This window comes from Nocardia puris (genome assembly GCF_003315035.1).
GTDB lineage: Bacteria > Actinomycetota > Actinomycetes > Mycobacteriales > Mycobacteriaceae > Nocardia > Nocardia puris.
This window is the reverse complement of sequence record NZ_QNRE01000017.1, coordinates 117,779-144,336: the sequence shown is the minus strand read 5'-3', so window position 1 is coordinate 144,336 and position 26,558 is coordinate 117,779. Positions and strand designations below refer to the sequence as shown.

General features: G+C 64.3%; 21 protein-coding genes and 1 pseudogene. 14 read left to right on the top strand and 8 right to left on the bottom strand.

Annotated elements, in window-relative coordinates:
* Window positions 1–611 precede the first annotated feature (611 nt).
* Window positions 612–1,643 (bottom strand): annotated as a pseudogene (locus tag DFR74_RS38150) (recombinase family protein); the annotation flags it as partial.
* An 845-nt stretch (window positions 1,644–2,488) separates the two neighbouring features.
* Between DFR74_RS38150 and DFR74_RS35670 the strand changes: the two are divergent.
* The 4 genes from DFR74_RS35670 (at window position 2,489) to DFR74_RS30645 (ending at window position 5,554) form a co-directional block, all read left to right on the top strand.
* Window positions 2,489–3,139, top strand: a complete 651-nt coding sequence (locus DFR74_RS35670) for a hypothetical protein (protein ID WP_147265996.1) — start codon at window positions 2,489–2,491, stop codon at window positions 3,137–3,139.
* Between the two features lie 30 nt (window positions 3,140–3,169).
* Window positions 3,170–3,409 carry a hypothetical protein gene (locus tag DFR74_RS35665; RefSeq protein ID WP_147265995.1) on the top strand — a complete coding sequence of 80 codons (240 nt, stop codon included), beginning with the start codon at window positions 3,170–3,172 and terminating at the stop codon, window positions 3,407–3,409.
* Window positions 3,410–4,291: 882 nt separating this feature from the next.
* On the top strand, window positions 4,292–4,576 hold the full coding sequence (locus DFR74_RS30650) for a DUF3892 domain-containing protein (protein ID WP_067507898.1): 285 nt from the start codon (window positions 4,292–4,294) through the stop codon (window positions 4,574–4,576).
* A 210-nt stretch (window positions 4,577–4,786) separates the two neighbouring features.
* Window positions 4,787–5,554 carry a 2'-5' RNA ligase family protein gene (locus DFR74_RS30645; RefSeq protein ID WP_170160828.1) on the top strand — a complete coding sequence of 256 codons (768 nt, stop codon included), beginning with the start codon at window positions 4,787–4,789 and terminating at the stop codon, window positions 5,552–5,554.
* On the opposite strand, the gene DFR74_RS30640 is transcribed toward DFR74_RS30645, so the two are convergent.
* Window positions 5,535–6,812 (bottom strand): transcriptional regulator, encoded by a 1,278-nt coding sequence (locus DFR74_RS30640; protein WP_147265994.1) that lies wholly within the window; start codon window positions 6,810–6,812, stop codon window positions 5,535–5,537. The two genes, DFR74_RS30645 and DFR74_RS30640, sit on opposite strands and share 20 nt — an antisense overlap.
* 554 nt (window positions 6,813–7,366) lie before the next feature.
* Here DFR74_RS30640 and DFR74_RS30635 point away from each other — a divergent pair.
* The 4 genes from DFR74_RS30635 (at window position 7,367) to DFR74_RS30620 (ending at window position 10,568) form a co-directional block, all read left to right on the top strand.
* Window positions 7,367–7,732, top strand: coding sequence for a hypothetical protein (locus tag DFR74_RS30635; protein ID WP_067507894.1), 366 nt, complete (start codon window positions 7,367–7,369; stop codon window positions 7,730–7,732).
* A gap of 82 nt (window positions 7,733–7,814) precedes the next feature.
* Entirely contained in the window at window positions 7,815–9,371 is a 1,557-nt protein-coding gene (locus DFR74_RS30630) for a patatin-like phospholipase family protein (protein WP_170160827.1), read from the top strand.
* A gap of 54 nt (window positions 9,372–9,425) precedes the next feature.
* Window positions 9,426–9,956 (top strand): NUDIX domain-containing protein, encoded by a 531-nt coding sequence (locus DFR74_RS30625; RefSeq protein ID WP_084537502.1) that lies wholly within the window; start codon window positions 9,426–9,428, stop codon window positions 9,954–9,956.
* 411 nt (window positions 9,957–10,367) lie between these two features.
* Complete coding sequence (locus tag DFR74_RS30620) at window positions 10,368–10,568, top strand: hypothetical protein (protein ID WP_067507892.1); 201 nt, start codon at window positions 10,368–10,370, stop codon at window positions 10,566–10,568.
* 52 nt (window positions 10,569–10,620) lie between these two features.
* On the opposite strand, the gene DFR74_RS30615 is transcribed toward DFR74_RS30620, so the two are convergent.
* Genes DFR74_RS30615 through DFR74_RS30605 form a run of 3 tightly spaced genes read right to left on the bottom strand, consistent with a single transcriptional unit; the run spans window position 10,621 to window position 13,099 of the window.
* The gene (locus tag DFR74_RS30615; protein WP_232331717.1) at window positions 10,621–11,073 is read right to left on the bottom strand and encodes a hypothetical protein; all 453 of its coding nucleotides are present in this window, start codon (window positions 11,071–11,073) and stop codon (window positions 10,621–10,623) included.
* Window positions 11,074–11,090: 17 nt separating this feature from the next.
* Window positions 11,091–12,308 (bottom strand): hypothetical protein, encoded by a 1,218-nt coding sequence (locus DFR74_RS30610; RefSeq protein WP_067507888.1) that lies wholly within the window; start codon window positions 12,306–12,308, stop codon window positions 11,091–11,093.
* Window positions 12,309–12,328: 20 nt separating this feature from the next.
* Window positions 12,329–13,099 carry a hypothetical protein gene (locus DFR74_RS30605; protein WP_084537501.1) on the bottom strand — a complete coding sequence of 257 codons (771 nt, stop codon included), beginning with the start codon at window positions 13,097–13,099 and terminating at the stop codon, window positions 12,329–12,331.
* A gap of 371 nt (window positions 13,100–13,470) precedes the next feature.
* On the opposite strand from DFR74_RS30605, the gene DFR74_RS30600 reads away from it, so the two are divergent.
* Window positions 13,471–13,737 carry a hypothetical protein gene (locus DFR74_RS30600; protein WP_325051000.1) on the top strand — a complete coding sequence of 89 codons (267 nt, stop codon included), beginning with the start codon at window positions 13,471–13,473 and terminating at the stop codon, window positions 13,735–13,737.
* Window positions 13,738–13,925: 188 nt separating this feature from the next.
* Here the strand turns inward: DFR74_RS30600 and DFR74_RS30595 are convergent, their stop codons facing one another.
* Window positions 13,926–16,211: an MMPL family transporter gene (locus DFR74_RS30595; protein WP_067507887.1), complete on the bottom strand. Its 2,286-nt coding sequence runs from the start codon at window positions 16,209–16,211 to the stop codon at window positions 13,926–13,928.
* 227 nt (window positions 16,212–16,438) lie between these two features.
* Window positions 16,439–18,730 (bottom strand): MMPL family transporter, encoded by a 2,292-nt coding sequence (locus tag DFR74_RS30590; protein WP_067507885.1) that lies wholly within the window; start codon window positions 18,728–18,730, stop codon window positions 16,439–16,441.
* Window positions 18,731–18,933: 203 nt separating this feature from the next.
* On the opposite strand from DFR74_RS30590, the gene DFR74_RS30585 reads away from it, so the two are divergent.
* The 5 genes from DFR74_RS30585 (at window position 18,934) to tgt (ending at window position 25,429) form a co-directional block, all read left to right on the top strand.
* The gene (locus DFR74_RS30585) at window positions 18,934–19,527 is read left to right on the top strand and encodes a TetR/AcrR family transcriptional regulator (RefSeq protein WP_067507883.1); all 594 of its coding nucleotides are present in this window, start codon (window positions 18,934–18,936) and stop codon (window positions 19,525–19,527) included.
* A gap of 38 nt (window positions 19,528–19,565) precedes the next feature.
* Window positions 19,566–20,024, top strand: coding sequence for an RrF2 family transcriptional regulator (locus DFR74_RS30580; RefSeq protein ID WP_067507881.1), 459 nt, complete (start codon window positions 19,566–19,568; stop codon window positions 20,022–20,024).
* A 68-nt stretch (window positions 20,025–20,092) separates the two neighbouring features.
* Complete coding sequence (locus DFR74_RS30575; RefSeq protein ID WP_067507879.1) at window positions 20,093–21,826, top strand: ABC transporter ATP-binding protein; 1,734 nt, start codon at window positions 20,093–20,095, stop codon at window positions 21,824–21,826.
* Between the two features lie 67 nt (window positions 21,827–21,893).
* The gene (locus tag DFR74_RS30570; protein ID WP_067507877.1) at window positions 21,894–23,813 is read left to right on the top strand and encodes an ABC transporter ATP-binding protein; all 1,920 of its coding nucleotides are present in this window, start codon (window positions 21,894–21,896) and stop codon (window positions 23,811–23,813) included.
* A 371-nt stretch (window positions 23,814–24,184) separates the two neighbouring features.
* A complete protein-coding gene (gene tgt / locus DFR74_RS30565) occupies window positions 24,185–25,429 on the top strand; it encodes a tRNA guanosine(34) transglycosylase Tgt (RefSeq protein ID WP_407675166.1) in 1,245 nt (414 codons plus the stop codon).
* A 346-nt stretch (window positions 25,430–25,775) separates the two neighbouring features.
* Here tgt and DFR74_RS30560 read toward each other — a convergent pair whose 3' ends face one another.
* Window positions 25,776–26,489 carry a queuosine precursor transporter gene (locus tag DFR74_RS30560; protein WP_067507874.1) on the bottom strand — a complete coding sequence of 238 codons (714 nt, stop codon included), beginning with the start codon at window positions 26,487–26,489 and terminating at the stop codon, window positions 25,776–25,778.
* Between the last annotated feature and the right edge of the window lie 69 nt (window positions 26,490–26,558).

Below are 26,558 nucleotides of genomic sequence, written 5' to 3'. Positions count from 1 at the left end.
TGGATCTGGGGTGTGTCCGTCGTGCCACTAACATCCGGGTGGTACCTCAACACCGCCCCCACCACCTCGCTCAGCTCCCCACCCGCGAGTTCGGGTTCCTGCGGCGTCCAGCCACTGCTGCCTGTGGCTCTGGTCGAAGCATCTAAAACGTCGTGGCTGTCAATCGTGAGCCAAGCGAACATGGCGCTGTTGAGCAATTGGCGGGCGGTGCCGTCTGCCCGGTCATAGAGGGTGCGGGCATGCGTCAGCAGGCCCAGTACAACGTCGAGGCGGGTATTCAGCTCATTCAGCTCGATGTCGGCCGTCGCGATGAGCCGCCGCGCGTCCGCGATCTCGGCCATCACGGCAGCCTGGCGTGTCTTGAGGTCTTCGACCGGTATCGCGTCGGCCATGTAAGCGTCGATCAGCTTCGTCTTCTGGCGTTCGAGCTGGATCAGGTGACGGCGCTGCTGCTCGGCGAGCTGGGTGTGTTGGTCGCGCAGCACCTGGGCGTCGCTGAGGATCTGCGTTCGGGTGTCGGCTATCTCGCTGTCGCTGAACCGGATACGGCTCCAGCGTTCGGCGACCCTGTCCTCGATGGCACCAGCCGGAATGTAGGGCAGATCGCAGGTCGAGCGGCCGGTGTGGCGTCCGAGGCAGAAGAAATAGTCGTAGCGCCCGCCCTTGCCTCGGCTCCAGCCGTAGCCGATTCGTCCGCCACATCGCTCGCAGCGCAAGCTGCCCTTGAGATAATGTCCGTGCTTCCAGGAGCGATCCCCGGCGATGCGGCGTCCAGCGAGCACGTCTTGCACCCGTTGCCAGGTGATCTCATCCACCAGCGGTGGATGCTTGCCCTCGAACAGCACGCCCTTGAAGCGGATCAGGCCCTTGTAGTAGGGATTGCTGAGCAGCCGGTGCAGTTGGGCGCGTGAGAGCGGTGTGCCGACATATTTCTTGGTCGGGCGGCTACGAAGACCCCGAGCCTCCAGTTCATCCCGTAAGGCCGCGATGCTCCAATCGCCGGTGGCGTACTGCTCGAACGCCCAGGCCATGTGGTGGCCGCGCACTTCGTCTATGACCACGCTCTTGATGTCCGTGCCGTCCACCCGATGCACCACGTTCAGGTACCCGATCGGTGCCTGTCCCGGTGTCCCGCCGCGCTTGACCTTCTCGCTCATGCCCTTCTTGGCTTCGGTCGAGAGGTTGCGGGAATAGTATTCGGCGAACGACGCCACAATGCCGTGCATGAGCGTACCCGCCGGGGTTTCATCCACCATCTCTGACACCGACACCAACGTCGCCCCGGCTTGGCGAATCGCCAGCAGGATCGCCACGTCATCCGCCCGGTCGCGGGCCAACCGATCAAGCTTGTGCACGATCACGTAATCCACTGGGGGCTGTGAGGGATCGGCCAAACGTGCCAACAACGCTTGCAACCCCGGCCGATCTGCCGACCGGGCCGAAGCCCCAGCATCCACGAACTCCTCGACTGCTGCATCCAGTTCATGAGCGCGTTTGTGGCAGCTGGTGCGCTGCGCCGGGATGGAGTAGCCCTCCACTTCGCCGTCGCGTTTGGCTTGGCGGGCGGTGGAGACGCGCAGATACACCAGGGCCAGCTTGGAGCGGAAGGGTTCGCTCCCAAGGGGCGTATCGCTCGGCGGCATGTTCGGGCCATGGGATGAGAGCGACTGCCGCTGTGGGGATTGAGAATTGCGGGTGTTTCGTGTTGCCATAGATGACCTCCTTTGCCGGGACTACGTTTCGGTATGGTCGGACGCGCGTCGGCGGAGGATTCACCCGAATACAAGGATAGGGAGGGTCGCCATACGGCGACCCTCCCTATCTCGTGGAGTGAAGATTGTGTTTATTCGCGCTTTTGCGTGGTCGCCATACGGTTCATTTTACCGTCCTTTTGCGGTTTTGGGAAGAAAGGCGGGAAACAATTCTGTTACAAGGCAACGGGTTTGGGGAAATAGGGATGAAAGCCGGTGATGGTGGACTGCTTCCGGCGACAGTGGGCGGCAATCTTCTGCCGCCTTGCGGATGACTTCTTTTCGGCGGTCGCGGATGTGAGCGATGCCCGTGGAGGGCTTCCGACAGCGAGCCGTTGTGACGGTGGGACGTGAGCAGCGGATGTTCTGTGGAGCCAAAGATGTAGCCACCAGGATTGTTCGTCCCGATATTCGCGCCGCGTCGACCTGGAAACCTGCAACCACCTCGGCATTCGGTGACTTACGGGAGCCGAATGATGGTGCCCTCATGGGCACCACAAACACACGCCAGCCCGACGGGAGCAGTGCTGTCGTTCGTCGCTGCTGTTCCGAGAGTGGCTCATCGGCACTGCGGCCTTCGCCCCACAGGAAGCTTGGGGGTACGAGAACACGATGAACTCGATCCCTGGCGGTCGTCGCGCCGGTCATCGTCCCGCCTCCACCTCGAAACCGGTATCTACCTGGGGCGATACCCTCCTGCTGGAGGGGAATGATAGTGCTCCATTGGAGCACTACAGATGCGCGGCAAGCTTGTCGGTGCGGTGGCGTACGTTCCCGAACGAGGTCGCAACCAGATCCACCTGGATGGGCTGCGCCTCACCGAAGCCGTACCGCCAGAACGGAACACCATGCCAACGTACTACCACCTCGATCGAGCCGGTCACTTCCGCGAGGGTCACGTTATTGAACGCTCGCGCAACTCGTCGCCAAGGTGGTTCCCGGATGGATTTTCCAGTCACGGCGAGCAATATCTGAATGGAACCTTTCAGATCAAGATCGTCAACGAAAACGGCGAGGACCGATTTGCGGTCAGTCAGGATACTGGGCTTGAACTGCTTTGGGAGTTGGTGCGATTGTACGAATTCCCTCACGCTCCATCATGTTTGCGATCCTTCTTCGCGTTCGAGAGTTTGGAGGATGCACGCCAGTTCCAGTCAGAGAAGAAGTGCGGAACGATCTGGGAGGTCGAGACCAAGGAGACGGGATTCCGGGCCGACATGGCTCTGCTGCATGCCACACCCAGAACCGGGGATGTCCGGCAACTGGCACAGATCTTTTGGCTTCAGACCGAAGACTACGACCGCTCCCGCGTGCTGGCCTTGTGCGGCCCGCCGGTCTGGGAAATTCTACTGAGTGGGCCGGTGCAGGTAGTGCGGGCGGTGGGGTAGCGACCCCACTCCCAAGACATACTTGTCGCCATGCCAACCGACGAGATCACCCCTGATACCTATCGATGGGCGCTGCGCAAGGTCGCTGACCTTCTTGCCGACCCGTTGAACAAGGGGCCGAAAGCGGCCTGGTGGAGCACGACTCAGAAGATTCTGCGAGACCACAACTCCGAACAGGGCGCGACGTGTGATGCATGCGCACAGCCGTGGCCATGTGCGGTCGTTGAAGGCGCGGTGAAGGACCTTCGGTCAGGCAGCACAGGCTGGTAGCTATCGCCAACAGAACTTCAGCCTCCCCCGCTCGACCACCCCTTCGCCCCCACCTGCAAACCCTCATCCACCTCGCTGGATGCCGTCTTGCGGTAGCCGAATGATGGTGCCCTTGCGGGCACCACAGGACACTGCCTGACAGCGAATGCCGGTGCGCCCTCAGCGTCGTGGTGAAGGGCGCTCGTCACGGCGGATGCCGCTGGGTCGAAGCGTCGGAGTCTGTTGAACAGGTGCCCCTGCTGCTGCCGCGTTCAGCAACCAGAAGAGATGCGGGATACCCGCATCAGTCGTTGCACGAACGCGCCTGGTTCCGCGCCGTGACAAGGGCAAGCCGTGAAACGGAAGACGACGTGATGCGGGCGGGCGAAGCGGTCACTCCTGACCGGCTTTCTGTTTGATCCGGCCATCGCTTCTTCCGATCTGCTTCACATCATCGCCGGAAACCAAGCGTTTGCTTAGCACTGCGGGAGCCGGTTTGGAAGAGGAGTGATTCATCTCACAATTGGAAGTTACCGACCAGTATCCACAGCCTGCGACTGGAGAAATGATCGAACAACGGTTCGAAGGCACGATCTATCCACAGCCTGTTGATAGATTCATCCACAGATCGCAAATGAGCTGGTAGACGTGGACTTACATACGTGTCATTAGTCGGGTATATGCTGTGCCAAGCACGCGACCACGGAGTCGAAACCCCTGGTCGGGCTTCCGCTCCGTGGTCAACGTGGATCTGCTTGCCTAGGGCAGGCCACGAAACTACCAAGAGTCGTAGCGCTGCGCTAATTAAACGCGCCAGTTTGCTGGGAAGTCTCCGGTTCTGGACGTGCTCGGAGATGCCTACCCCGGCATCTCCGTCAGCCCAACCGGAAGGACGGAGACCTCATGGCCATCCGTATCACTAGAATCCACCTCGAAAGTGGCATCACACACGAGCACATTCAGTCGCTCGAATGGATCGAAGATGGGACCGGCAAGTCCGATACCAGCACCAAAGCGACACTCGTCACCTGGATCGAAGACAAAGGCGGTCACGCCTACGTCCAACAGCCGGGAACGAAGCCTGCCACGGTTGAGGTGAAGACGCCGGGCAACGGTCGGCCGAAGTATCTCCAGACTCGGCCGGATGGTGATCCGAGGAACAACCTGCTCAACTTGCCGAAGTTCTGACCCGACGGCACTTCGCCACCACGAGTAGACGAACAGCTCGCTGGAACCTACCGAAATCAGGCAGCTCCAGCGGGTTGTTCGTCGTCAAGAGCGACGGCACGCAAGGCGGTCAGTAACACTGCTGACCAACAACATACCGCCACTTCCGCGATTCCCAGCCGCGAAGAAGCGGAAAGACCGAATCTTGATCTTTCATCTAGACTCAGCGCTGTGACCGGCCCTCTCGACATCACCGACCTGCATGTTCCTGTGACTGTGGCAGGGGTGGAGGACGGATCGGTTGGTGGTACAGCGTTCCCTCCTGAGCGCCCCACCTCACTGACGGATGCCGAAACGATTCGTACTAACGATTGGCAAGCGTTCCAGAGGTTGCCTCGGCTTGACGACCATTGGACGCGGAAGGTCTGGGAGCCAGATTACGCCGCCTACTACTGGTATTTGACCTTCACCGATCCGGCGCTCGTGCGTCTTGTCGAGCAGTGTCGGTCACGCCTTGACGCGACGCATCTGAACTTGGTGCCGGCTGAGGGCCTTCACCTGACCGTCGTGAAAGTGGGTGCGGCCGAAGACATCACGGCATCCGAGATGGAGGCCGTCGTCGCAACTGCCGCCGAACAGTTGGCCGAGGTAGATGCATTTTCGCTGGATGTTGGCCCGCTGGCTGGTTCGCCCAGCGCGATTCGCTTCTCGGTGACACCCTGGGATCGCTTGGTTGATCTGCACGCTCGACTCACCGCAAGTCTTGCCACAGTGCGACCAGAGTTCCGGCCGAAGCCGACCTCCCGATTTCGCCCGCACCTCGGCATTGCCTACAACAAGACGCCGCGCGACGCGACACCGGTCATCAGAGAGATTGCGGCACTGCGCGACTTGCCACCCGCGACCGTGCTGGTGGACGCCGTCCAGCTGGTGAGGCTATGGCGCACCGATCACGGCTACGAGTGGGATGAGTGCGCGGTCATCTCTCTTCGGCCGTAGCACTGTCAGGTGCCGCAGCCGTTCGTGCTTTGGCTGACCATTCGCGCAGTTCATCCGCGTAGTCCTTGACCTTGCGGGCGTCAACAATCGTCACGACGTCGGCGAGGTCGTGAGCACGCTGCCACACCGACCGGATGGGCCGATCCTGAGAAGCGTTGAGCGCTTCGACGCCGAGATCCATCGCATGTTCGACGTCGCGATCAGGCTGATGCACCAGTGCTGTGGCTACATCCAGGCGAACCAGCGAACGGCTCCATACCGAGTCCGATGCATTGACGTGTGCTTCAACCTGCCGACCGTACGTGAGTGTCTGCTCGTAGTCGCCAGCTGAGAGATACGCCGTGGCCGCGTTGGCTTTCAATCGTGCCTCGCTATACGGCACGAACGACAATGCCGGGGTCAGGCCGGGCGGCGTCTTGATGGACGAAGCGATTGACATCGCCGCCTCAACTGCGCGTTCGACACCGTTCACATCTCCGATCTTTCCCAGCGCTCGGGCTAATCCGTTCGTGTAGAGGCGGATCGCCTGTGCAGTATCGCCCGCGAGCCGAATTCCTTCCTCGGCAAGTCCAACCGCAGTCGTGTACTCCGCGCGGTAGTAGGCGCAGAAGCTCTGCGTCCCTTTGACCCACGCTTGCAGCTCAACATCCCGAATAAACTCGGCGATCCTCAGCGCTTCCCGGCTATACATGTTCGCGGCGTGGAACTGCCCGCGGTTGACCGCCATATAGCCGAGTGCACCCGCAAGCTGTCCGTCCAATCTGTACAGGCGTTGCAACTGAACCGGCTGACGGCACTGCTCCAGCAGTGAATTGACCTCCTGGCGCAGGGAATGTACCTTGGGCGCCAGACGAACCGGCCCCTCCAGTTCGTAGCGACCTAGCACATCCCCAAACGCCACGTCGATGACATCGATGACCGCCTCGTCAACGTCGAAGGCGTGCAGTCTGCTCATCCGCCGGACAATCTCCGCCGGAGGTTCAAAGACATCGCTGCTACTTGTCGCTGTGGTCACTGTGATTGACGCTGCGGACACTTCATCCTGCCGGACGGCGGACGGATGCCGGGCACGCCAAGCGCGTTCCCCTTCACCGACAATTTGCTCAAACCGCTCCCGATCCTCCGCCGTTGCCCGCCGCTCCAGCGTCGTATCCAAAATCGCCTGAGTCGCCGACCGAGGGATCACACCCCCGAGACCGCTCCGCCAGTTGGCGATCGTGGTGGTATCCACACCGAGCAGCGCCGCGAAGTCACGCACTGACTTCCTCATAGCCTCCTGCAACGCGGCTGCTTCAAACCCCGTCCATTCCCGCCCTCGTACCATCCGCCCCTCCCTGCATTTTCGACCCTGACCTGGGCAAACCCCGGCTTTAAGCCAACAGTACCCCAACAAACGCCCAGTCCGAGCGAAACGGCTTGTGGGCCAAGGTCAATAGCGGTACCCGGCACCGGGCTGACGCCGAACCCCCTCATCCGGCGCACTGACCCGCCAGAGTGGCAGGCCGGTGGCGAGACGCCCCCGGTGCCGGGTATCTCCGCCCGTTTCGCCGATTCTTTGCTCTGCCACGGAGGATTTCAGTGACTACCGCCAATTCACCTGCGACGAACCACCCCATCGCGATTGTTCAGCAGGAAGCTCATCAGTCACCGTCGATCCCGTTCACCGCCGACCAGGCTCACTTGGTCATGCAGTTCCATGTGGCCTGCCGAGCAAACCGGTGCCCGCGCAAGGCGGCAGCACTGGACGCGCTCGTCGAGGCCGGATGCCTGGTGCCGAGTAGTACGAAACCGCGGTGAGAGTGGGCAGCTTCGATGTCGACTTGGCTGAATCTGCTTCTTGCCGGAATCGCTGGTGTTGCGGCGATTGCGCTGCTGGTCAGTGTCATGGTGATGGCGACCAGCCTGAGCCGCGATCCCGATAGCGTGAGCCCAGACAGGCTGGCGCCGGACAGGAATCCCGGATCGACACAGTCGCCGGCCGACGCCGCTTCGCCGATCTGGCCCAGCTCATGGACACACGATGCACCCAAGCATTTCCTCACGCCCGATGAAGCGCACCGTGACATGCAAATCCACCGTCTGTGCCGCCTGGACGGCTGCGCCCGGAAGGCTGTCGCCTTCCAGGTGCTCATCGAGGCCGGACGCGTGGTGCCGGATTCGGGGCGGATGACGCACTGAGGATCTCGACAAGCTAGCACACTACAATCTGGACCCACCCTGTCCGCTTGCTGTGTGCCAGCTCACTGAAGTCGAGGTTTCCGTGACGACATCGCTTGAAGGTATCCAATCGCAACCGCGCCCGTATCGGTTGCTGTCTCTACCTGGAGGTGGCGTGCGGGGAGTATTTCAGGCTCGATTTCTACAGCGATTCGAGGAGCAAACACGGCAGTCGGCGGCGCAAGTATTTGATGGAATCGCAGCTACATCTACCGGGGCGCTAGTGGGTCTAGCGCTTGCCTCTGGCAAACCGGCTTCGAATATCTACAGTCTGTATCAGGACTACGCGGCAAGCATCTTTAAGCCTCGTCGATTCGGCTTGATACGAAGAGGCTCTCGCTATCGTCCTGATGAGCTGATAAAGCAGCTCGAAAAGCAGTTGGGTGATAAACGAGTGGGTGATGTGGATATTGATATTTTCATAACCAGCTCCATAGCGGACAACTACGAGGGTCGACTGTTCACAAAAGCCGATCGTGATGCCCGTTTGGTTGATGTGGCGTTAGCGAGCGCAGCTGCACCTACCTATTTTCCACCGCGAATGGTCGGCACAGATACGCGCACATATCTCGATGGCGGCCTTTGGGCGAATAATCCATGCCAAGTTGCACTGCGACATCTTATTTCACACGGGAAAGATCCAAGCGATATCGTTGTGTTCTCATTGTGCACAGGACGAATACCAAAAGGCGAGACACTCAAGATTCTCTCAGAGACTAGACCGCTCAGCTTGAACACCCTTCAATTCTTGACGGATGTCGTGCCCGCACTACAAGAATGGCAAGTGCGCGACTCGATCGAGGAAAGTATCCCATCTCAGCGATATCTGGAAGTAAATCCAATTTTGACAAAGTGGATATCCTTGGATGATCATCGCGCCGCGTTAGATATCCTTCCTGGTCTTAGCGACGCGGAGTTTGATCGTAACGTCGAAAAATTACGGGGGCTTCTTGACTACCGGCCCGATGCCGGTCCATGGGCAAAGGAGATCGCGGGCGTCCCGTGGTCGACATTGGCCGGTGTGGCAGCCGCAAATGTGACCGCATTTATCCCGTCTCGCAAGTTCTATGGGGAGTTCCGAGAAGGTCGAGAGTCTATTACATCGTACATATCTTCAGCTCAGGAAGACTTGACCCTTGTGAGCGTGAACCTTATGACAGGGGATACTCTAGAAAGCATCCTTGAGACATTTCAGGAGATGCTTTCGCGTGCAGATCGAGGCGTTCGCGTTACCTTATCGCTTCTTAATCCTGAAGCTCAGTATCTAATGGATACCGTAGCTCCAAATATCAATTTTACGGGCGAACAATTAAAGCCTCAGATTCAAAGTCTTGTGGATAGAGTCGTACAGTTCAAGGCTCAACTTACGCCCGAGATGCGCGGACGTTTCAAACTTGTCTGCCACAATACTCTGCCCTCGGCTAGCGCCATTATGATCGATATTCATGGCGAGAACGGAAAGATTCAGCTAGAAACTAAGGCTTACAAGACGCCGATGATTGCATCTTTTGGATTTGAGGTCAGCGCAGGCAGCGATTTCTACAAAATGCTTCGACGAGCATACCTGGAGCTAATCGCCGATGGCGACGAAGTCTCGTAACTTGTCATACCCCAGTGTTACTATATTGGTAGGAAAACTAATTGGGAGGATGAAATGGCCAAGCTCAGCGCCGGACTGCTACTCTTTCGTATCAATGACAATAAGCTTCTGGAGGTGCTGGTAGTCCACATGGGCGGCCCCTTCTGGTCAAAGAAAGATGCTCAGGGATGGTCAATCCCCAAGGGTGAGTATGAGGATGGTGACGATCCATTGGGGGTTGCCGAGCGCGAATTCAATGAGGAATTGGGTAGGCCAGCACCTTCCGGAACAACTTTGTCGCTCGATGTTTTGAAACAGCCAAGTGGAAAGAAAATTACTGCCTTTGCACGCGAAGGAGAATTTGACGCTTCCAATATCTCCAGCAACACTTTTGAGATGGAATGGCCGCGCGGATCTGGCAAAATGGCCGAGTTCCCGGAAGTCGATCGCGCTGCATGGTTCGATGTAGAGACAGCCAGGCAGAAGCTCGTCAAAGGGCAAGTCCCCTTCCTCGATCGCCTCATCGATGTGCTGAGCGAACGGCATACGGATTTTTTACTTACTTCTCCCTCAGCAAGTACAGCTGAGCAGTCAAGCCTGTTCTGATCGACACCGGGGTGAGCACTTTCTATCTATGAATTGGCCAAGGAGTGCTCACCCCGTGTCATGGCTGATTGTTCTCTCGGCGGTAGATCGCTTACAAGTGTTTCCCTCTCGCGCCATGCAAGGCAACTATCACTCTGCCAGTCCGTTCAGCACCCTCGCTAGTCCATCCCATAACTCCTCGTTCCAACGTTGTGTCAGTAGGGCCGCCAAAGGCTCCGACCTGATACCACCAGGTCGGAGCCTTTTTCATGATCAAGGTGACCTCCGGGGTCCCCACTTTTCCCAACATCCCACCGCCCACCGGGCACATCCCCCGGTGAAACCCGGAATTCCGGGTATACCGCCGATATCGGAACGCGGAACGCGCGCGGCGGGCAAAGGGTCGTGGCGCCGACCGCTTGGGAGTGACACATGAGAATAGGTAGTGCGATCGTCCTGATCTGGCTGCTGATCGGCGTCGTGGCCGCGGTGCAGCGCGGATACTTCGACGGCGGCCCCGTGAACTGCGCGGGCTTCGGCACCATCGCGGTCACCACGATCGCGGGCCCGCTCAACTACATGGGCGTGAACCCGAAGATCGCGGATTGCAATGTGCCGCAACCGAGTCCGTAGGACGTGAGCGCGCGGCCGGGAACGTGAGTTCCCGGCCGCGTCTTTCGCCGGGTCAGACCAGCCAGGATTTCTCGCCCGGATAGTCGTCGAAATCGTCCGGCCAATCGCTGGGGCCGACGACGCCGGGATCGGCCGGACGCGGCGCGAGCGGCGGCGGTGGGGGAGGCGGCGGCGGATTGTCGCGCGGATCCCACGGCCAGATGAAACGCGGCGAGGATTTGAGATCCACGACCTCCGGCGGCAGCGGGTGCACCAGCGATTCGATATCGGGCCAGCGGCATTCACCCGCGTGGACCCGCTGCGCGTATTCGCGCAAGGCGGGGGAGGCGTAGGGCAGGGCGGCGAATTCGAACATCAACGCCTCGGTGACGAGCGTCGGTTCGTTCAAGATCGCCGAGACGTCCATGTTCTCCACGCGCATGCGCACGGTGCGCAGGTCGTCCACGCTGTCGAGCACGCGTTTTGCCGCCGCCTCGATCGCCGGATCGACGTTCGGTTCGCGCATGCTCCCCCACCGGGGATTCATCCGTTCTCCCACGGTTGGTTGCCGGTACCCACTTCGTAGCTCTCGCGCGGCCGCTCCAGCGTGCTGTTGACCTTCGAGATCTCCTTCAGGTCGTTGGCGACCGCTGCGGTGCGCAGCGCGGGCTGCACCTTCTCCTCCAGCTTCTGCGCGACCACCTGCGTCGGATTGTTCAGGAACTCCAGGAATTCTTTGAGCCGGTTCTTCGTCTCCTCGATCTTGTCCACGATGTCCTTCACCGCGGTCACGATCGTGTAGATCTTGTGGCCCAGATCCACCACCTCGACGATCTGGCCGAGGCCCGGCACCCGCTTGATCACGTTCTTGAAGATGCCTTTGACGCTCTTGACGTCGATATAGTCCTCGAGCATCTCCTTGAGCTTGGTGAGGGCGGTTTTGATGCCCGCGCGAATCTCGTCGGCCAGTTTGCCCGCTACATCGGCCAGCACCCGGCCGACCGGCCCCTCCCATTTCATGGCGGCGATCTGGCGCTGGGCCCAATTCTGCTCGAAGGAGATGGCGGCCTTGCCATTCCAATGTTCGCCGACGAGCTTGACGCCGTTCTCCAGGTTCTTCCCGGTCGCCTCCATGGCGTTGCCCGCGACCTTGTAGGACTCGCCGATCCGGCGGACTTCGTTCCAGTTGCCTTCGATCGGTTTCAACACCCAGACCAGCGGATCGACCTCGTTGCCCGCCATGCGCGTGACGCTCTTGATGGATTCGTTGACGTCGTTGAGCCAGGGCGCGACCTCGCCGATCAGCCCGGCGGTGTCCTCCTGATTGACCGTCGGCGGGTTGAGAGTGATGGATTCCGGCTTCGGGTACTGGGTGGCGGCGCCGTACGGGGCGGTCTGGCCCTGTCGCTCGACGTTCGGGCCGGGGTCGCCGGGCGTCGCGCCCGGCACGTCGCTGGTGTGGGCGTTGAGCGCGGCGTAGTTCCGCTGGTCCTGGTCGTGGTACATCCAGGCGGTCTTGTTCAGTTCGACGGCGGTGCTCTTGTTGTGTGTCCCGATATCGGACATCCGGACTTTGAACGTATTGGCGAGGCCGTTGAAGGGTGTGAGCAGATCGCTGATGATCACGCCGGTGAACAGCTCACCTTCCGGGTGGCAGTTCTCGCCGATGAATGTCGCGATGGTGGCGCTGTCGTTTCCGAGATCGTCGACCAGCTTGCTCAGGCCGGCGATCTCGCTCGGTCGTGCCCAGAACTCTTCCATGATTCCCTCCCCGTACGGATCTACTCGGTCTTGCGCAGCGACGCAATGATCGCTTCGACGTCGTCGTCCGGCAGTGCGTCCGGCAGACCACGGTGCTGTTCGACCATCAGCAACACCACTTCGGCCGAGGCGTATCCGGAGGTGGCGACGATATCGAAGTGCGCCTGGTCCGGGTCGCAGGACGTTTCTTTCGGTATGTCGGTGAGGACCGCCGTGTAGCGCACGGCGGGGCGTGCGGAGACCTCGAACGACACGGGCCCGCGCAGTTCCACCTGCGGCTTGCGGCCGGACTTGTCGCTGAAGATCCGTTCGGCCTTCGCGACCTCCTCGCGGGCGGCGGTGTCGATGTCGACGGCGTTGCGGCCGGTCACGCCGACCCGCGCCAGGGCGGCGCCCTTGACGTCCGGGCAGTAGGTGTGGCGGTATCGGCTGCCCGCGCCGTAGGTGGCGATGCTGCTGCCGTCGGGGTCGGACCAGCCCAGGACCGCGTCGTTCGTCGCCTGCCAGTGTTCGCTCGACGGCACGCTGTAGGTGAGTCCGAACTTGGTCGGCACCGGCTGGGGCTGCCCTTCGGGGGCCTTCGACATCGGCGGTGGGAAGTCCATCGTCGGAAAGCCGGGTGGCGGCGGAGCCGCGGTGGTCGTGGTGCCGGGCTCGGTCGGCGCCGTCCACCCGGTCGTGGCCGGGCCGGATCCCTGCGACTCCAGGTTCGGGTTCCCCACCCACACCACCGCGCCCGCGACCACCGCGAAGGCGCCCGCGGCGATGCCGAGGCGGGCGAGGGGGTTCATCTGGCGATAGCGCTGACGTAGCCGGCGGTCCATCAACTGGTGCCTGGGTGGAACATGGCGGAGCTCGCCCCCCGCGTTTCGAGACTCATGGGGGCCGACTGTAGGGCCACCGGTATCGCACGTCAATCGGGGCGATCGGGAGCTGTCGAGGTGCCGGAACTCACCGGGATTCCCCACCGCCGACCGCGCGAACCCGCGGTATCGGCTCGATAACGGTCGGCCTGTCGCGAAATGCGGTCCCGGCGTGGCGTTCCCGCGTTTGCGGGCGCTGAGCGGGGGATCTGCCCGGCGTTGCGAAATGGCGCCGCAATCGTTGCCTGCCCGGCGTCGAGTAACCGCAGGGCATACGGGTATTCCAGTCCATACGCAAGGTGTGGAAGGAAGCGATGATCATGCGCGAGCGAGTGGTACCCGGGCGGGCTGCGCGCGATACCGGGATGCGGGTGCTGAGCCTGCTGATCCTGGTGTGGTTGGCCATCGGCATGCTTGCCGCAGGTCAGCGGAACTATTTCACCAGTGGGCCGATCAATTGCGCCGGATTCGCCACGATCGCGCTCTCGGCCGTGGCCGGTCCGCTGAATTACATGGGACTCAATCCGAAAGTGAATGAATGCCAATTGCCACAACCCAGTGAATGAGGCCGGGCAACCCGGCAGCGACACATGTCGCCCCGCCGGGGCGAGCGCGTGAGCGGTTCGTACGGAAATCGTCCGCGGACAAAGAATTCGGGCCCCGCACGAAACGTGCGGGGCCCGCTCGAACCAGACCACAGTCCACACATGCGGCACTGGCGCTTACTGCCAGGCGATACGCCGAAGGCGTTTGGCTACACCGGTGCGGTCACCGGTTCCTTCCCCCGCTCCCGCAACTCGCGCAGCTTCGCCCCTTCGACATCGATATCCGGGACGATCCGGTCCAGCCAGGCGGGCAGCCACCACGCCCATTTGCCCAGCAGCACCAGCAGCGCCGGGATCAGCACCATGCGTACGATGAAGGCGTCCAGCAGCACGCCCGCCGCGAGCGCGAAACCCATGGATTTGGCGGTCTGATCGGTCTCCAGGATGAACGAGCCGAACACCGAGATCATGATGATCGCCGCGGCCGTCACCACGCGGGCGCCGTGGTGATACCCGTGCACCATCGCCTCGGTGGGCGATTTCCCGTGCACGTATTCCTCCCGCATGCGGGTCACCAGGAACACCTGGTAGTCCATGGCCAGGCCGAACACGAGACCGATGAGCATGATGGGCAGGAAGCTGACGATCGGCTGCGGGTCGTCGATGAGCCCGAGCTTGCCCTCCTGGAAGATCAGCACGGTCGCGCCGAAGGTGGCCGCCATGGACAGCAGGAAGCCGAGCGCGCCCGTCAGCGGTACCAGGATCGAGCGGAACACCAGGATCAGCAGCACGAACGCCGCGCCCGCCACGATCGCCATGTACGGCACGATCTTGCTGAGCAGCACATGGTCGATATCGGCGTAGATGGCGGTGGTGCCGGTGATGCCGTACTCGATCCCGTACTCGTCGCGCAGTCCGCTCTCGGCGTCGCGGGCGTCGCGTACCAGGTCTTTGGTGGCCTGGTTGTTCGGACCCGCCTTCGGGTAGCCGTCCATGATGGCGCCGCGGCCGTCCTCGCTGAGCGTCGGCTCGGTGACGTAGTCCATGTCGGGGTAGGCGGCGAGCTGGTCGTGCAGGGCGGTGAGCGCTTCCGCGCGGCGCTCGGCGGGCACGTCGCCGAGGTCGACCGCGACGTTGAGCACGCCGTTGCTGCCCTCGCCGAACCCCTCCGTCCGCAACTCGTACGCCTTGCGGACGGTGGTGTCGGGCGGCAGCGAATCCTCGCCGGGCAGGCCGAGTTGCAGGCCGGCCGCGGGGGCGGCGAGCAGGCCGAGCACCACGATGCTGAGCACCAGCGTGACGGCGGGGAACTTGCCGATCACCTGCGCCACGCGCATGCCGTTGGTGACGACGGTGTCGTCCTCGGGATCGTGCTGCGCGATCAACGGCAGCTTCGGCTTGAACAGGTACTTGCCCAGCGCGCCCAGCAGCGCGGGCATCAGCGTGAGCGCCACCAGCACGGCGAATGCCGCCGCGACCGCACCGCCCAGACCCATGAAGGTCAGGAACCGCACGCCCACGATCGCGAGTCCGGCCAGGGCGATGATCACGGTGAGACCGGCGAACACGACGGCCGAGCCGGCGGTGCCGAGCGCGGTGCCTGCGGCCTCCTCGGGTGAATCCTGCACGGCGAGTTCGTGTTTGTACCGGGAGACGATGAACAGTGCGTAGTCGATGGACAGCGCGATGCCGATCATGGTCGCCAGGAACGTCGTGAAGCTGGGGATCGAGAGCACCGAGGTGCTGAGGAAGATCAGCGAGGTGGCCGCGCCGAGCCCGATGATCGCGGTGAAGATCGGCACGAACGCCGCGACGATGGCGCCGAACGCCACGATCATCACCACCAGCGCCACCGCCATGCCGATCATCTCGGACTTGCCGCTGGGTGCCTCCTGCTCCATCGCGATGGAGCCGCTCAGTTCGACGGTGAGTCCGGCGGCGCGCGCGGTCTCGCCCGCGTCGTAGGCGGCCTCGCGGTCCTCGGCGGTGATATCGGTGAAGCCCGCGATGGTGAACGGCACGTTGATCACCGCGACGGTCTCGGGGTTGTCGCCGAGCACGTTCAGCGGCGCGGCGCTGCACACCGAGACGTCGGGTTCACCGCCGACACAGCCCATCTCGCGTGCCGCCTCGACCGGATCGACCAGCGGTTTCGCGTGGTCGACGATGCCGAGCCGATTCAACTGCTCGATCAGCCCGCGCACCGCCTCCTCGTTGGCGGGGTCGGTGAGCTTCTGCCCGGCGGGCGCGCCGATCACGTACGTCCCGGTGACGGCGTCGAATTCGAAGGCCGCCGACATGCCGGGGAAGTGCTCGTCCAGGATCTGCGTCGCCCGCTCCGAGGGCAGGTTCGGCAGGCTGAAGTCGTCGCTCATCGGCTTCTTCAGCTCGTTGCCGAGTGCGCCGAGCAGCACGAACAGCAGCAGCCATACCGGTAGGACGATCCACTTCCGGCGGAAGGCGAACTTCCCCCACCGGTACAGATAGACGGACACAGGGTTCTCCTCGCGGGTGATCGGGTCGAGCCGTTGCGGGTCACGGACGCGCGGGGCGACCGCCCGCGCGGACGAACATGCCGTCGCCGCGGCGACGGGCTACCGAGCTGAGAGTCGAACACCTCGAGTCTGCTGTGTCCCGGACGCGAGATCAAGAATCCCGCCCGGAGCGGCGAGGGCCCCGCACTCGAGGTGAGTGCGGGGCCCTCGGTCCGGCGGCCGGGCGATCAGCCGACCGGCACCGGATCCTTCGTCAATTCGACGGACCGCTGCTGGATCTCGCGCAGCTTGGTGCCCTCGACGTCGATGTCGGGCAGGATGCGGTCGAGCCACTTGGGCATCCACCACGACCACTTGCCCATGATCACCAGCAGTGCCGGAATCAGCACCATGCGCACGATGAACGCGTCGAACAGCACGCCCGCCGCCAGCGCGAAGCCCATGGACTTGGCCGTGACGTCGGTTTCCAGCAGGAACGAGCCGAAGACCGAGATCATGATGATGGCCGCGGCGGTGACCACACGGGCGCCGTGGTGGTAACCCTTGACCATCGCGTCCTTCGGCGATTCGCCGTGCACGTATTCCTCGCGCATGCGGGTCACCAGGAACACCTGGTAGTCCATGGCCAGGCCGAACACCAAGCCGATCAGCATGATCGGCATGAAGCTGACGATCGGCTGCGGATCGGCGATCAGGCCGAGCGCGCCCTCCTGGAAGATCAGCACGGTCGCACCGAAGGTGGCCGCCACCGAGAGCAGGAAGCCGAGCGCCGCGGTGAGCGGCACCAGGATCGAGCGGAACACCAGGATCAGCAGCACGAACGCCGCGCCCGCCACGATCGCGAGGTACGGCGCGATCTTGCTGAGCAGCACGTGGTCGACGTCGGCGTAGATGGCGGTGGAGCCGGTGATGCCGTACTCCATGCCGTACGCCGCATTGAGTTCGGCTTCGGCGTCGCGGGCGTCGCGCACCAGGTCCTTGGTGGCCTGGTCGTTCGGCCCCGCCTTCGGCACGCCGTCGAGGATGGCGCCCGACTGGTCCTCGTTGAACGTCGGCGCGGTGACGTAGTCCATATCGGGGTAGGCCGCGAGCTTGTCGCGCAGCGCGGTCACCGCCTCCTCGCGGCGCTCCGAGGGCACCTGGCTGAGGTCGACCGCGATATTGAGCACGCCGTTGCTGCCCTCACCGAAGCCCTCGGTGCGCAGCTCGTAGGCCTGACGCACGGTCGAGTCCTTCGGCATGCTGTCCTCGCCCGGCAGGCCCAGCTGCAGGCCGGCGGCGGGCGCGGCGAGCGCGCCCAGCAGGACGACGCTCAGGGCCAGCGCGGCCCACGGCGCCTTGCCGATCAGGCGCGCGACGCGCATGCCCAGGGTGACGGCGGTGTCGTCCTCCGGGTCGTGCTTGGCGACCAGCGGCAGCTTCGGCTTGAACAGGAAGCGGCCGAACGCGCCGAGCAGGGCGGGCATCAGCGTGATGGCCGTGATCACCGCGAACGCCGCGGCGATCGCACCACCCAGACCCATGAAGGTGAGGAACTCGACGCCGACGATGCTGAGCGCGCCGAGGGCGATGATGACGGTGAGGCCCGCGAAGACGACGGCCGAGCCGGCGGTGCCGAGCGCGGTGCCGGCGGCCTCCTCGGGTGAATCCTGCACGACGAGTTCGTGTTTGTACCGGGACACGATGAACAGCGCGTAGTCGATGGACAGCGCGATGCCGATCATGGTCGCCAGGAACGTGGTGAAGCTGGGCACTTCGATGACCGAGGTGCCGAGCATGATCACCGACATGGCCGCGCCGAGGCCGAAGATCGCGGTGACGATCGGCACGAACGCGGCGACGATCGCGCCGAACGCCACGATCATGACCACCAGCGCCACACCCATGCCGATCAGCTCGGCGGTGCCGCCCGGCTGCTCGGCGACCTGCGCGATGGAACCGCTCAGCTCCACCTGCAGGCCGGCGGCCCGCGCGTCGGCGCCCACGTCATAGGCGGTCTCGCGGTGCTCTTCGGTGATGTCGGTGAAGGTGGGGATGGTGAACGGGACGCTGAGCACCGCGACCGTGTCGGGGTTGTCGCCCAGCACGTTCAGCGGCGCGCCACTGCACGTGGACGGGTCGCGGTTGTCCAGACAGCCCATCTGTTCGGCCACGTAGATGGGGTTGTCGAGCGGTTCGGCGTGGTCGACGATGTCGAGCTGGCTCAGTTTGCCGATGAACGCCTGCACGGCCGCACGGTTGGCCGGGTCGGTCAGCTTCTGGCCCTCGGGCGCGCCGATCACGTAGGTGCCGGTGACGGCGTCGAACTGGAAGGCGGCCGACATGCCGGGGAAGTGCTGGTCGAGGATTTCGTTGGCGCGCTCGGACGGCAGTGCGGGCATGCTGAAGTCGTTGCTCATCGGCTTGCTCAGCTGCGCGCCGAGGCCGCCGAGGAGCACGAACAGGACTAGCCAGACCGGAAGCACTATCCATTTCCGGCGGAAAGCGAACTTTCCGAATCTATAGAGGTAGACGGACACGAGGGGTTACTCCTAGTGGGGTCTGGTGACGTGCTGGTTCATGGCCCGTAGACAGCACTCGCGGGGTGCCCTGCCGGTCCCGCCTCCACTTCCGTTTTCTGCCTACCGTGCGGTAGGTAGACTACCCGGGGGTTAAGTGGAGGGACAACCTCAATTTTGGTGGCAGCGTGAGACCCACGCGCAGTTGGTGAGAGGATCGTCCTATGGCCGGACCGAGCGCATCCGAGAGCGTTATCGCAGGTAGCGGGACAAAAATCGCGATTCGCGACGCCGCCGTGAAGCTCTTCGGGAATAAAGGATTCGATCAGACGAGCCTGCGTGAGGTCGCGGATGCGGTGGGAATCACAAAGGCCTCGCTGTACTATCACTACCCCTCGAAGCTGGATCTGCTGATGGCGATCATCGATCCGATCGTCGATCACATGCGCTCGGTGGTGGACGACATCGACGCCGTCCCCTACGACGCCGACGGCGTGCGCACCGTCCTGCGCAACTATCTGCGCGGCCTGCTGCGCCACCGCAACGCGGGCGCGCTGTGCGTGCGCGACACCGTCGCCGTCTTCAACGCGATGGGCGACCGCTTCCCGGACCTGTTGGACACCAGCCAGAAGCTGCGCGAATGGCTCGGCGGTCCCGATCCCACCGACGAGGCGCGGGTGCGCGCGGCCGCCGCGCTGGAGGTGCTGGGGGTGGCGCTGGCCTCGGACGAGTTCATGCCCGGCGTGCCGGAAGAGCTGCTGGAGCGGACGCTGCTCGACGCGGCGACCTGCGTGCTGACCGCGTGCGGCACCACCTAGATTCGAGCGAGCCGACGACGACGTTCCGGGAGTAGACCGTGCACATCACCGCGAAAATCGACTACGCGGTGCGTACCCTGCTCGAGATCGCCGGTGCCACCGCCGACACCAAGATCAAGGCGGAATCCATCGCCACGGCGCAGGGCATTGCGCCCAAGGTGCTCGAGACCGTGCTCGGTGAGCTGCGCCGCGCCGAGTTGATCACCAGCAGGCGCGGGCCCGACGGCGGCTACTGGCTCGCGCGCCCCGCCGAGCGCATCTCCGTCGCCGACGTGATCCGCGCGATCGAGGGGCCGCTGGCGTCGGTGCGCGGGGAGCGCCCCGAGGACGTGGTGTATCGCGGCGCGGCCGAACCGCTGCAAAAGGTGTGGATCGCGTTGCGCGTCAACATCCGCGCGGTCCTGGAGAACGTCTCCATCGCCGACATCGCGGCCGACGCACTGCCCGGGTTCGTCGACGCGCTGACCGGCGATCCGGGCGCGTGGGCGCGGCGCTGACCTTTCGAATCATGCGGCGTACAAACTCGACGGCGACCGTCGATCTTTGCCGGTAGCCTGCCAGCATCATGTTGATCCGTCTGCTCAGCACCTTCCTGCGCCCCTACCGCGCCCAGCTGGCGGGGGTCGTGGCGCTGCAGCTGATCGCCGTCATCGCCATGCTCTACCTGCCCAGCCTCAACGCCGATCTCATCGACAACGGCGTCACCCAGGGCGATATCGGCTACATCTGGACCACCGGCCTGTGGATGCTCGCGGTCACCGGCGTGCAGATCGTCGCCTCCGCGTTCTCGGTGTATCTGGGCGCGCGAGCGGCGATGGGCGCGGGCCGCGACCTGCGCGGCGCGCTGGTGCACCGGGTCGGTGAGTTCTCCGCCCGCGAGGTCGGCCTGTTCGGCGCGCCCTCGCTGATCACCCGCAACACCAACGACATCCAGCAGGTACAGCTGCTGATCGTGATGTCGGCGACCATCCTGGTGATGGCGCCGATCATGTGCGTGGGCGGGGTGATCATGGCGCTGCGCGAGGACCTGGGCCTGTCCTGGGTGCTGCTGGTCGCGGTGCCCGCGCTGGGCCTGTCCATGTCGTTCATCGTCGCCAGGATGGTGCCGGGTTTCCGGGAGATGCAGCGGCGGATCGACGCGGTCAACCGGGTGCTGCGCGAGCAGATCACCGGCATCCGGGTGGTGCGGGCGTTCGTGCGCGAGCGCCAGGAGATCTGGCGCTTCGGGGTGGCCAATTCCGAGCTCACCGAGACGGCGCTGCGCGTCGGGCGGCTGATGGCGCTGATGTTCCCCACCGTCATGCTGATCAGCAATGTCACCGCGGTGGCGGTGATCTGGTTCGGCGGCCACCTGATCGACGACGGCCGGATGCAGATCGGCTCGCTCACCGCGATGCTCTCCTACATCATGCAGATCCTGATGGCGGTCATGATGGCCTCGTTCCTGGCCATGATGGCGCCGCGGGCGTCGGTCTCGGCCGACCGGATCGGCGAGGTGCTCGAGACCGAGCCGTCGGTGCGTCCGCCGGTCCTGCCCCAGCCCTACGCGGGTGATCCGGGCGAGGTGGAGTTCGCCTTCGCCGAATTCGCCTATCCGGGCGCGGAGAAGCCGGTGTTGTCCGGGATCCGGTTCCGGGTCACGCCGGGCACCACCACCGCGATCGTCGGCTCCACTGGCGCGGGCAAGACCACGCTGCTCGATCTGATCCCGAGACTCATCGACGTGACCGACGGTTCGGTGCTGGTCGGCGGCACCGACGTGCGCCACCTCGACCTCGAACAGCTGCGCCGCGGCATCGGGCTGGTGCCGCAGAAGGCGTACCTGTTCTCCGGCACGGTCGCGAGCAACCTGCGCTACGGCGATCCCGACGCCACCGACGAGGAACTGTGGCGCTGCCTCGAGATCGCCCAGGCCGCCGACTTCGTGCGCGAGATGCCCGACGGGTTGGAGACCACCATCGCCCAGGGCGGCACCACCGTCTCGGGCGGGCAGCGCCAGCGCCTGGCCATCGCGCGGGCGCTGGTCCGCAAGCCGCGCGTCTATCTGTTCGACGACTCGTTCTCGGCGCTGGACGTGGCCACGGACGCCCGCCTGCGCGAGGCGCTGCGCCCCGAGACCCGCGACGCGTCGGTGATCATCGTGGCCCAGCGCGTGGCCACCATCCGCGACGCCGACCAGATCGTGGTGCTCGAGGACGGCGCGATGGCCGGCATCGGCACCCATGAGCAATTGCTGCGCGACTGTCCGGAGTACCGGGAGATCGTCGAGTCCCAGCTGAGTGTGGAGGAGGCTCGATGAGACATCATGGCGCAGCGCTCGTCGTGCCGACGGGGTGCGGGAACTCCCGCAGGACGCAGGAGGCTCGATGACCTCGGCCATGCCGAACCCGGGATCGCCCGACGCCAAGCCGAAGTCCTTCGGACCGTCCCTGAAACGGTTGCTGCGCAGGCTCGCCCCGGAGCGGGTCTACGTGTGGTGCATCGTCGGCTTCGCCATCGTGTCCGTGGTGCTCAACGTGCTCGGGCCCTACCTGCTGGGCAAGGCCACCAACCTCGTGTTCGACGGCGTGGTCGGGCGCAACCTCGATGCGATGAGCGGCATGTCCAAGGACCAGGCCGTCGAGCAGTTGCGCGCGAGCGGCAACGACACCCTCGCCGACATGTTGAACGCGATGGACGTGATCCCCGGCGTCGGCGTCGATTTCGGCGCGGTGGGCCGGGTGCTGCTGGTGGTGCTGGCGCTCTACATCGGCGCGTCGGTGTTCGGCTGGTTGCAGGGTTTCCTGCTCAATATCGTCATCAACCGCACCGTGAAGCGGCTGCGCGCCGAGGTGGAGGAGAAGATCCACCGGCTGCCGTTGCGCTACTTCGACACCCAGGCCCGCGGCGATGTGCTCAGCCGCGTCACCAACGACGTGGACAACGTCTCCCAGAGCCTGCAGCAGACCATGAGCCAGCTCATCGTCTCGGTGTTCTCGGTGCTCGGCATCCTGATCATGATGTTCTGGATCTCGCCGCTGCTGGCGTTGATCGCGCTGCTCACCGTGCCGGGGGCGATCATCGTCACCGCGCAGATCGCCAAGCGCTCCAAACCGCATTTCGTGGACCAGTGGAAGTACACCGGCCAGGTCAACGCGCAGGTCGAGGAGGCCTACACCGGCCACGAGGTAGTGACCGCGTTCGGGCGCGGCCGTGAGGTGGCCGCGGAGTTCGACAAACGCAACGAGGCGCTCTACCAGGCCAGTTTCAAGGCGCAGTTCATCTCCGGGCTGATCATGCCCGCGATCATGTTCCTGGGAAACGTGAACTTCGTGCTGGTGGCGCTGGTCGGCGGCCTGCGGGTGGCGACGGGGCACATCTCGCTGGGCGAGGTGCAGGCGTTCATCCAGTACTCGCGCCAGTTCAGCCAGCCGCTGACCCAGATCGGGTCGATGGTGAACCTCATGCAGTCGGGCGTGGCCTCGGCCGAGCGGATCTTCGAGATCCTCGACGCCGAGGAGCAGAGCCCCGATCCGGTGCAGGCCGATATCCGTCCGGTGGATCGCGGGCGGGTCGAGTTCGAGGCGGTGTCGTTCCGCTACGAGCCCGACAAGCCGGTGATCGAGCGGCTCTCGCTGGTCGCCGAGCCGGGCCACGTGGTGGCGATCGTCGGGCCGACCGGTGCGGGCAAGACCACGCTGGTGAACCTGCTCATGCGGTTCTACGAACTGGACGCGGGCACCATCACCATCGACGACGTGGACATCACCGAGATGTCGCGCGACCACCTGCGCTCGCGGATCGGCATGGTGTTGCAGGACACCTGGCTGTTCCGCGGCACCATCCGCGAGAACATCGCCTACGGCGATCCGAACGCCTCCGAGGACGACATCCTCGCCGCCGCCCGCGCCGCGTACGTGGACCGGTTCGTGCACGCGCTGCCCCACGGGTACGACACCCTCATCGACGAGGAGGGGTCGGGCGTCAGCGCGGGCGAGAAGCAGCTCATCACGATCGCGCGCGCGTTCCTGGCCAAGCCGTCCATCCTGATCCTGGACGAGGCGACCAGTTCGGTGGACACCCGCACCGAACTGCTGGTGCAGCACGCCACCGCCGCCCTGCGCAAGGACCGCACCAGCTTCGTGATCGCCCACCGCCTGTCCACCATCCGCGACGCCGACCTGATCGTGGTCATGGAGGCGGGCCGCATTGTCGAACACGGCACCCACGAACGCCTGCTCGACGAACGCGGCGCGTACTACCGCCTGTACAGCGCGCAGTTCGCGGCGGCAGCCGCCGACGCCTGAGGGGCTGAATCGCCGTCCCGGTTTCGCGGCACCTCCGGTGGTATCAGGGGGCGTGAATGTCGGCGGACCGTTCGCTGGACCGGCGGCCCGGTGGCGGGAGTTCGGTCGGCTCGGCACCGGCGCGTCGCGGTGCCCGCCGCTTGCGCTCGTGCCGGGGGTTCCGGACCGGGTGGTGACGGTGCCTGGGTCGTCGTGCTACGCGACGCCCTCGGATCTGGTCGGGCAACGCAACGGCGGGTAGGTGCGGGCGGGGCCGGACCGTACCGGGGGCTCGCCGAGTCCGAGCGGATGATCGCGCCGGGTGTTACCACTCGACCGGAGGCGGGGAGGGGTGGGCGGGGGCGCGCGTCGCCCCTGAGAGGATGGGGCGCGTGGCAGCCTCGGCAGATTTCTCCTTCACCGTCGGAACCCGGTTGGACGGGCGGCACGGGCGGACCGGGGTGATCCGCACGCCGCACGGCGAGATCGCGACGCCCGCGTTCATCCCGGTCGGTACCAAGGCGACCGTCAAGGCGGTGCTGCCGGAGACCATGAAGGAGCTCGGCGCCCAAGCGCTGCTGGCCAACGCCTACCACCTGTATCTGCAGCCGGGCGCCGACATCGTGGACGAGGCGGGCGGGCTGGGCGCGTTCATGAACTGGCGTGGGCCCACCTTCACCGACAGCGGCGGCTTCCAGGTGATGTCGCTGGGCGTCGGGTTCAAGAAGGTCCTCGCCATGGAGTCGGTGGACGTGCGCAGCGACGACGTGATCGCCAAGGGCAAGGAGCGCCTGGCCACCGTGGACGACGACGGCGTCACCTTCCGTTCGCACCTGGACGGCTCGAAACACCGCTTCACGCCGGAGGTTTCGATGGGCATCCAGCACCAGCTGGGCGCCGACATCATGTTCGCGTTCGACGAACTCACCACGCTCATGAACACCCGTGGCTACCAAGAGGAATCGCTGCGCCGTACGCACGAGTGGGCGCAGCGCTGCCTCGACGAGCACGAGCGCCTCACCACCGCCCGCGCGCACCGCCCGTACCAGGCGCTGTTCGCGGTGATCCAGGGCGCGCAGTACGAAGACCTGCGCCGCAAGGCATGTCGCGAGCTCGAGGAGTTACGGGGCGCCGAGGGAACGGAATTCGACGGCTACGGCATCGGCGGGGCGCTGGAGAAGCACAACCTCGGCGCCATCGTCGGCTGGTGTTGCGACGAGCTGCCCGAGGCCAAACCCCGGCACATGCTGGGCATCAGCGAGCCGGAGGACTTCTTCGCCGCGGTGGAGAACGGCGCCGACACCTTCGACTGCGTGAACCCCTCCCGCGTCGCGCGCAACGCCGCCATCTACGTCCCCGACGGCCGCTTCAATATCAACACCAGCCGCTTCCGCCGCGACTTCACCCCGATCGACGCCGACTGCGACTGCTACACCTGCGCCCACTACACCCGCGCCTACCTCCATCACCTGTTCAAGGCCAAGGAGATGCTGGCCGCCACACTCTGCACCATCCACAACGAACGCTTCACGGTGCGCCTTGTCGACCGTATCCGCGAGAGCATCGACGGCGGGTACTACGACGAGTTCAAGGCGGAAACGCTGGGCCGCTGGGGTTCTCGCACGCGTAGCTCGTGAGTCGTCCCCTCTCGCATGCGAACGTGCCGCGAGGTCACGCGACCTTGTGCCACTGAGGCTCTCACCGCAATACGATCGCCCCGCCCTGCACGCCGCCCGCGCTCCGGGCGTTGCGAGACGTGGGGACCGGACTGCTGAACGACTGCGGTACCGACCGTCGTGTGAAGGCCGACCGACCCCGTGGCGTGCTCATCCCGAATGTGGACGCCTGTGGACAACTTCGGAGCACGACCGCGGCCGAACGCGCGCAGCCGAATTGTCCACAGCCGTCCCGAGTTGCAGCCCGAACCTGTGGACGCCTTTCGACGTCCCGGTGCGCGACCGCACGCACCGGGACGCCCGGAACTCAGGAGCGCAGCGCTCCCGACCGCACCGGCGCGTAGCCGGGTTCATGTTTCTTCAACAGCGCGATCACGCGGTAGGTGATCGGCATGACCACGATTTCCACCAGCGTCTTCCACAGGAAGCCGATGACCACGTAGTTCACGAACTGCTGCCAGGTTTGGATGCCGATGGCGCCGGCGGCGATGGAGCAGAAGATGAGGGTGTCGGCGAACTCGCCGACCACGGTGGAGCCGATCAGCCTGGCCCACAGGTGCTTTTCCTTGGTGCGCTCCTTGATCATCACCAAAGTGGCCGAATTCAGCAGCTGGCCCACCAGATATCCGGCGAGACCGGCGATCACCAGCCGCGGCACCGGGCCGACGACGCTCTCCAGCGCAGCCTGGTTCTCGTAGAACCCGGCGGGCGGCAGCGCGAGCACCACGGCGAAGCACAGCACCGTCAGCAGCAGCGCGGCGAAACCGTAGTAGATGGCGCGCCGGGTGGCGCGGAAGCCGTACACCTCGCTGAGCACATCGCCCAGGATGTAGGCCAGGGGGAACAGGAAGAACGCGCCGTCGGTGACGATCGGCAGGATCTGTAGCGGACCCAGCGTCACCGACTGGTCGCCGAAGAACTCCACGCCCTTGGTGGCGCAGATGTTCGAAATGATCAGCGTCGCGGTGAACAGCGCGACGATCGGTGTGTAATACCCCCGCGCGACCTGGGCGAATGCCACCTGGTCCGGCGCGGGGCGCCCAGGCCCGTCGAGTTCTTCGTTTTTCTTGAGATCACTCACGGGCTACAT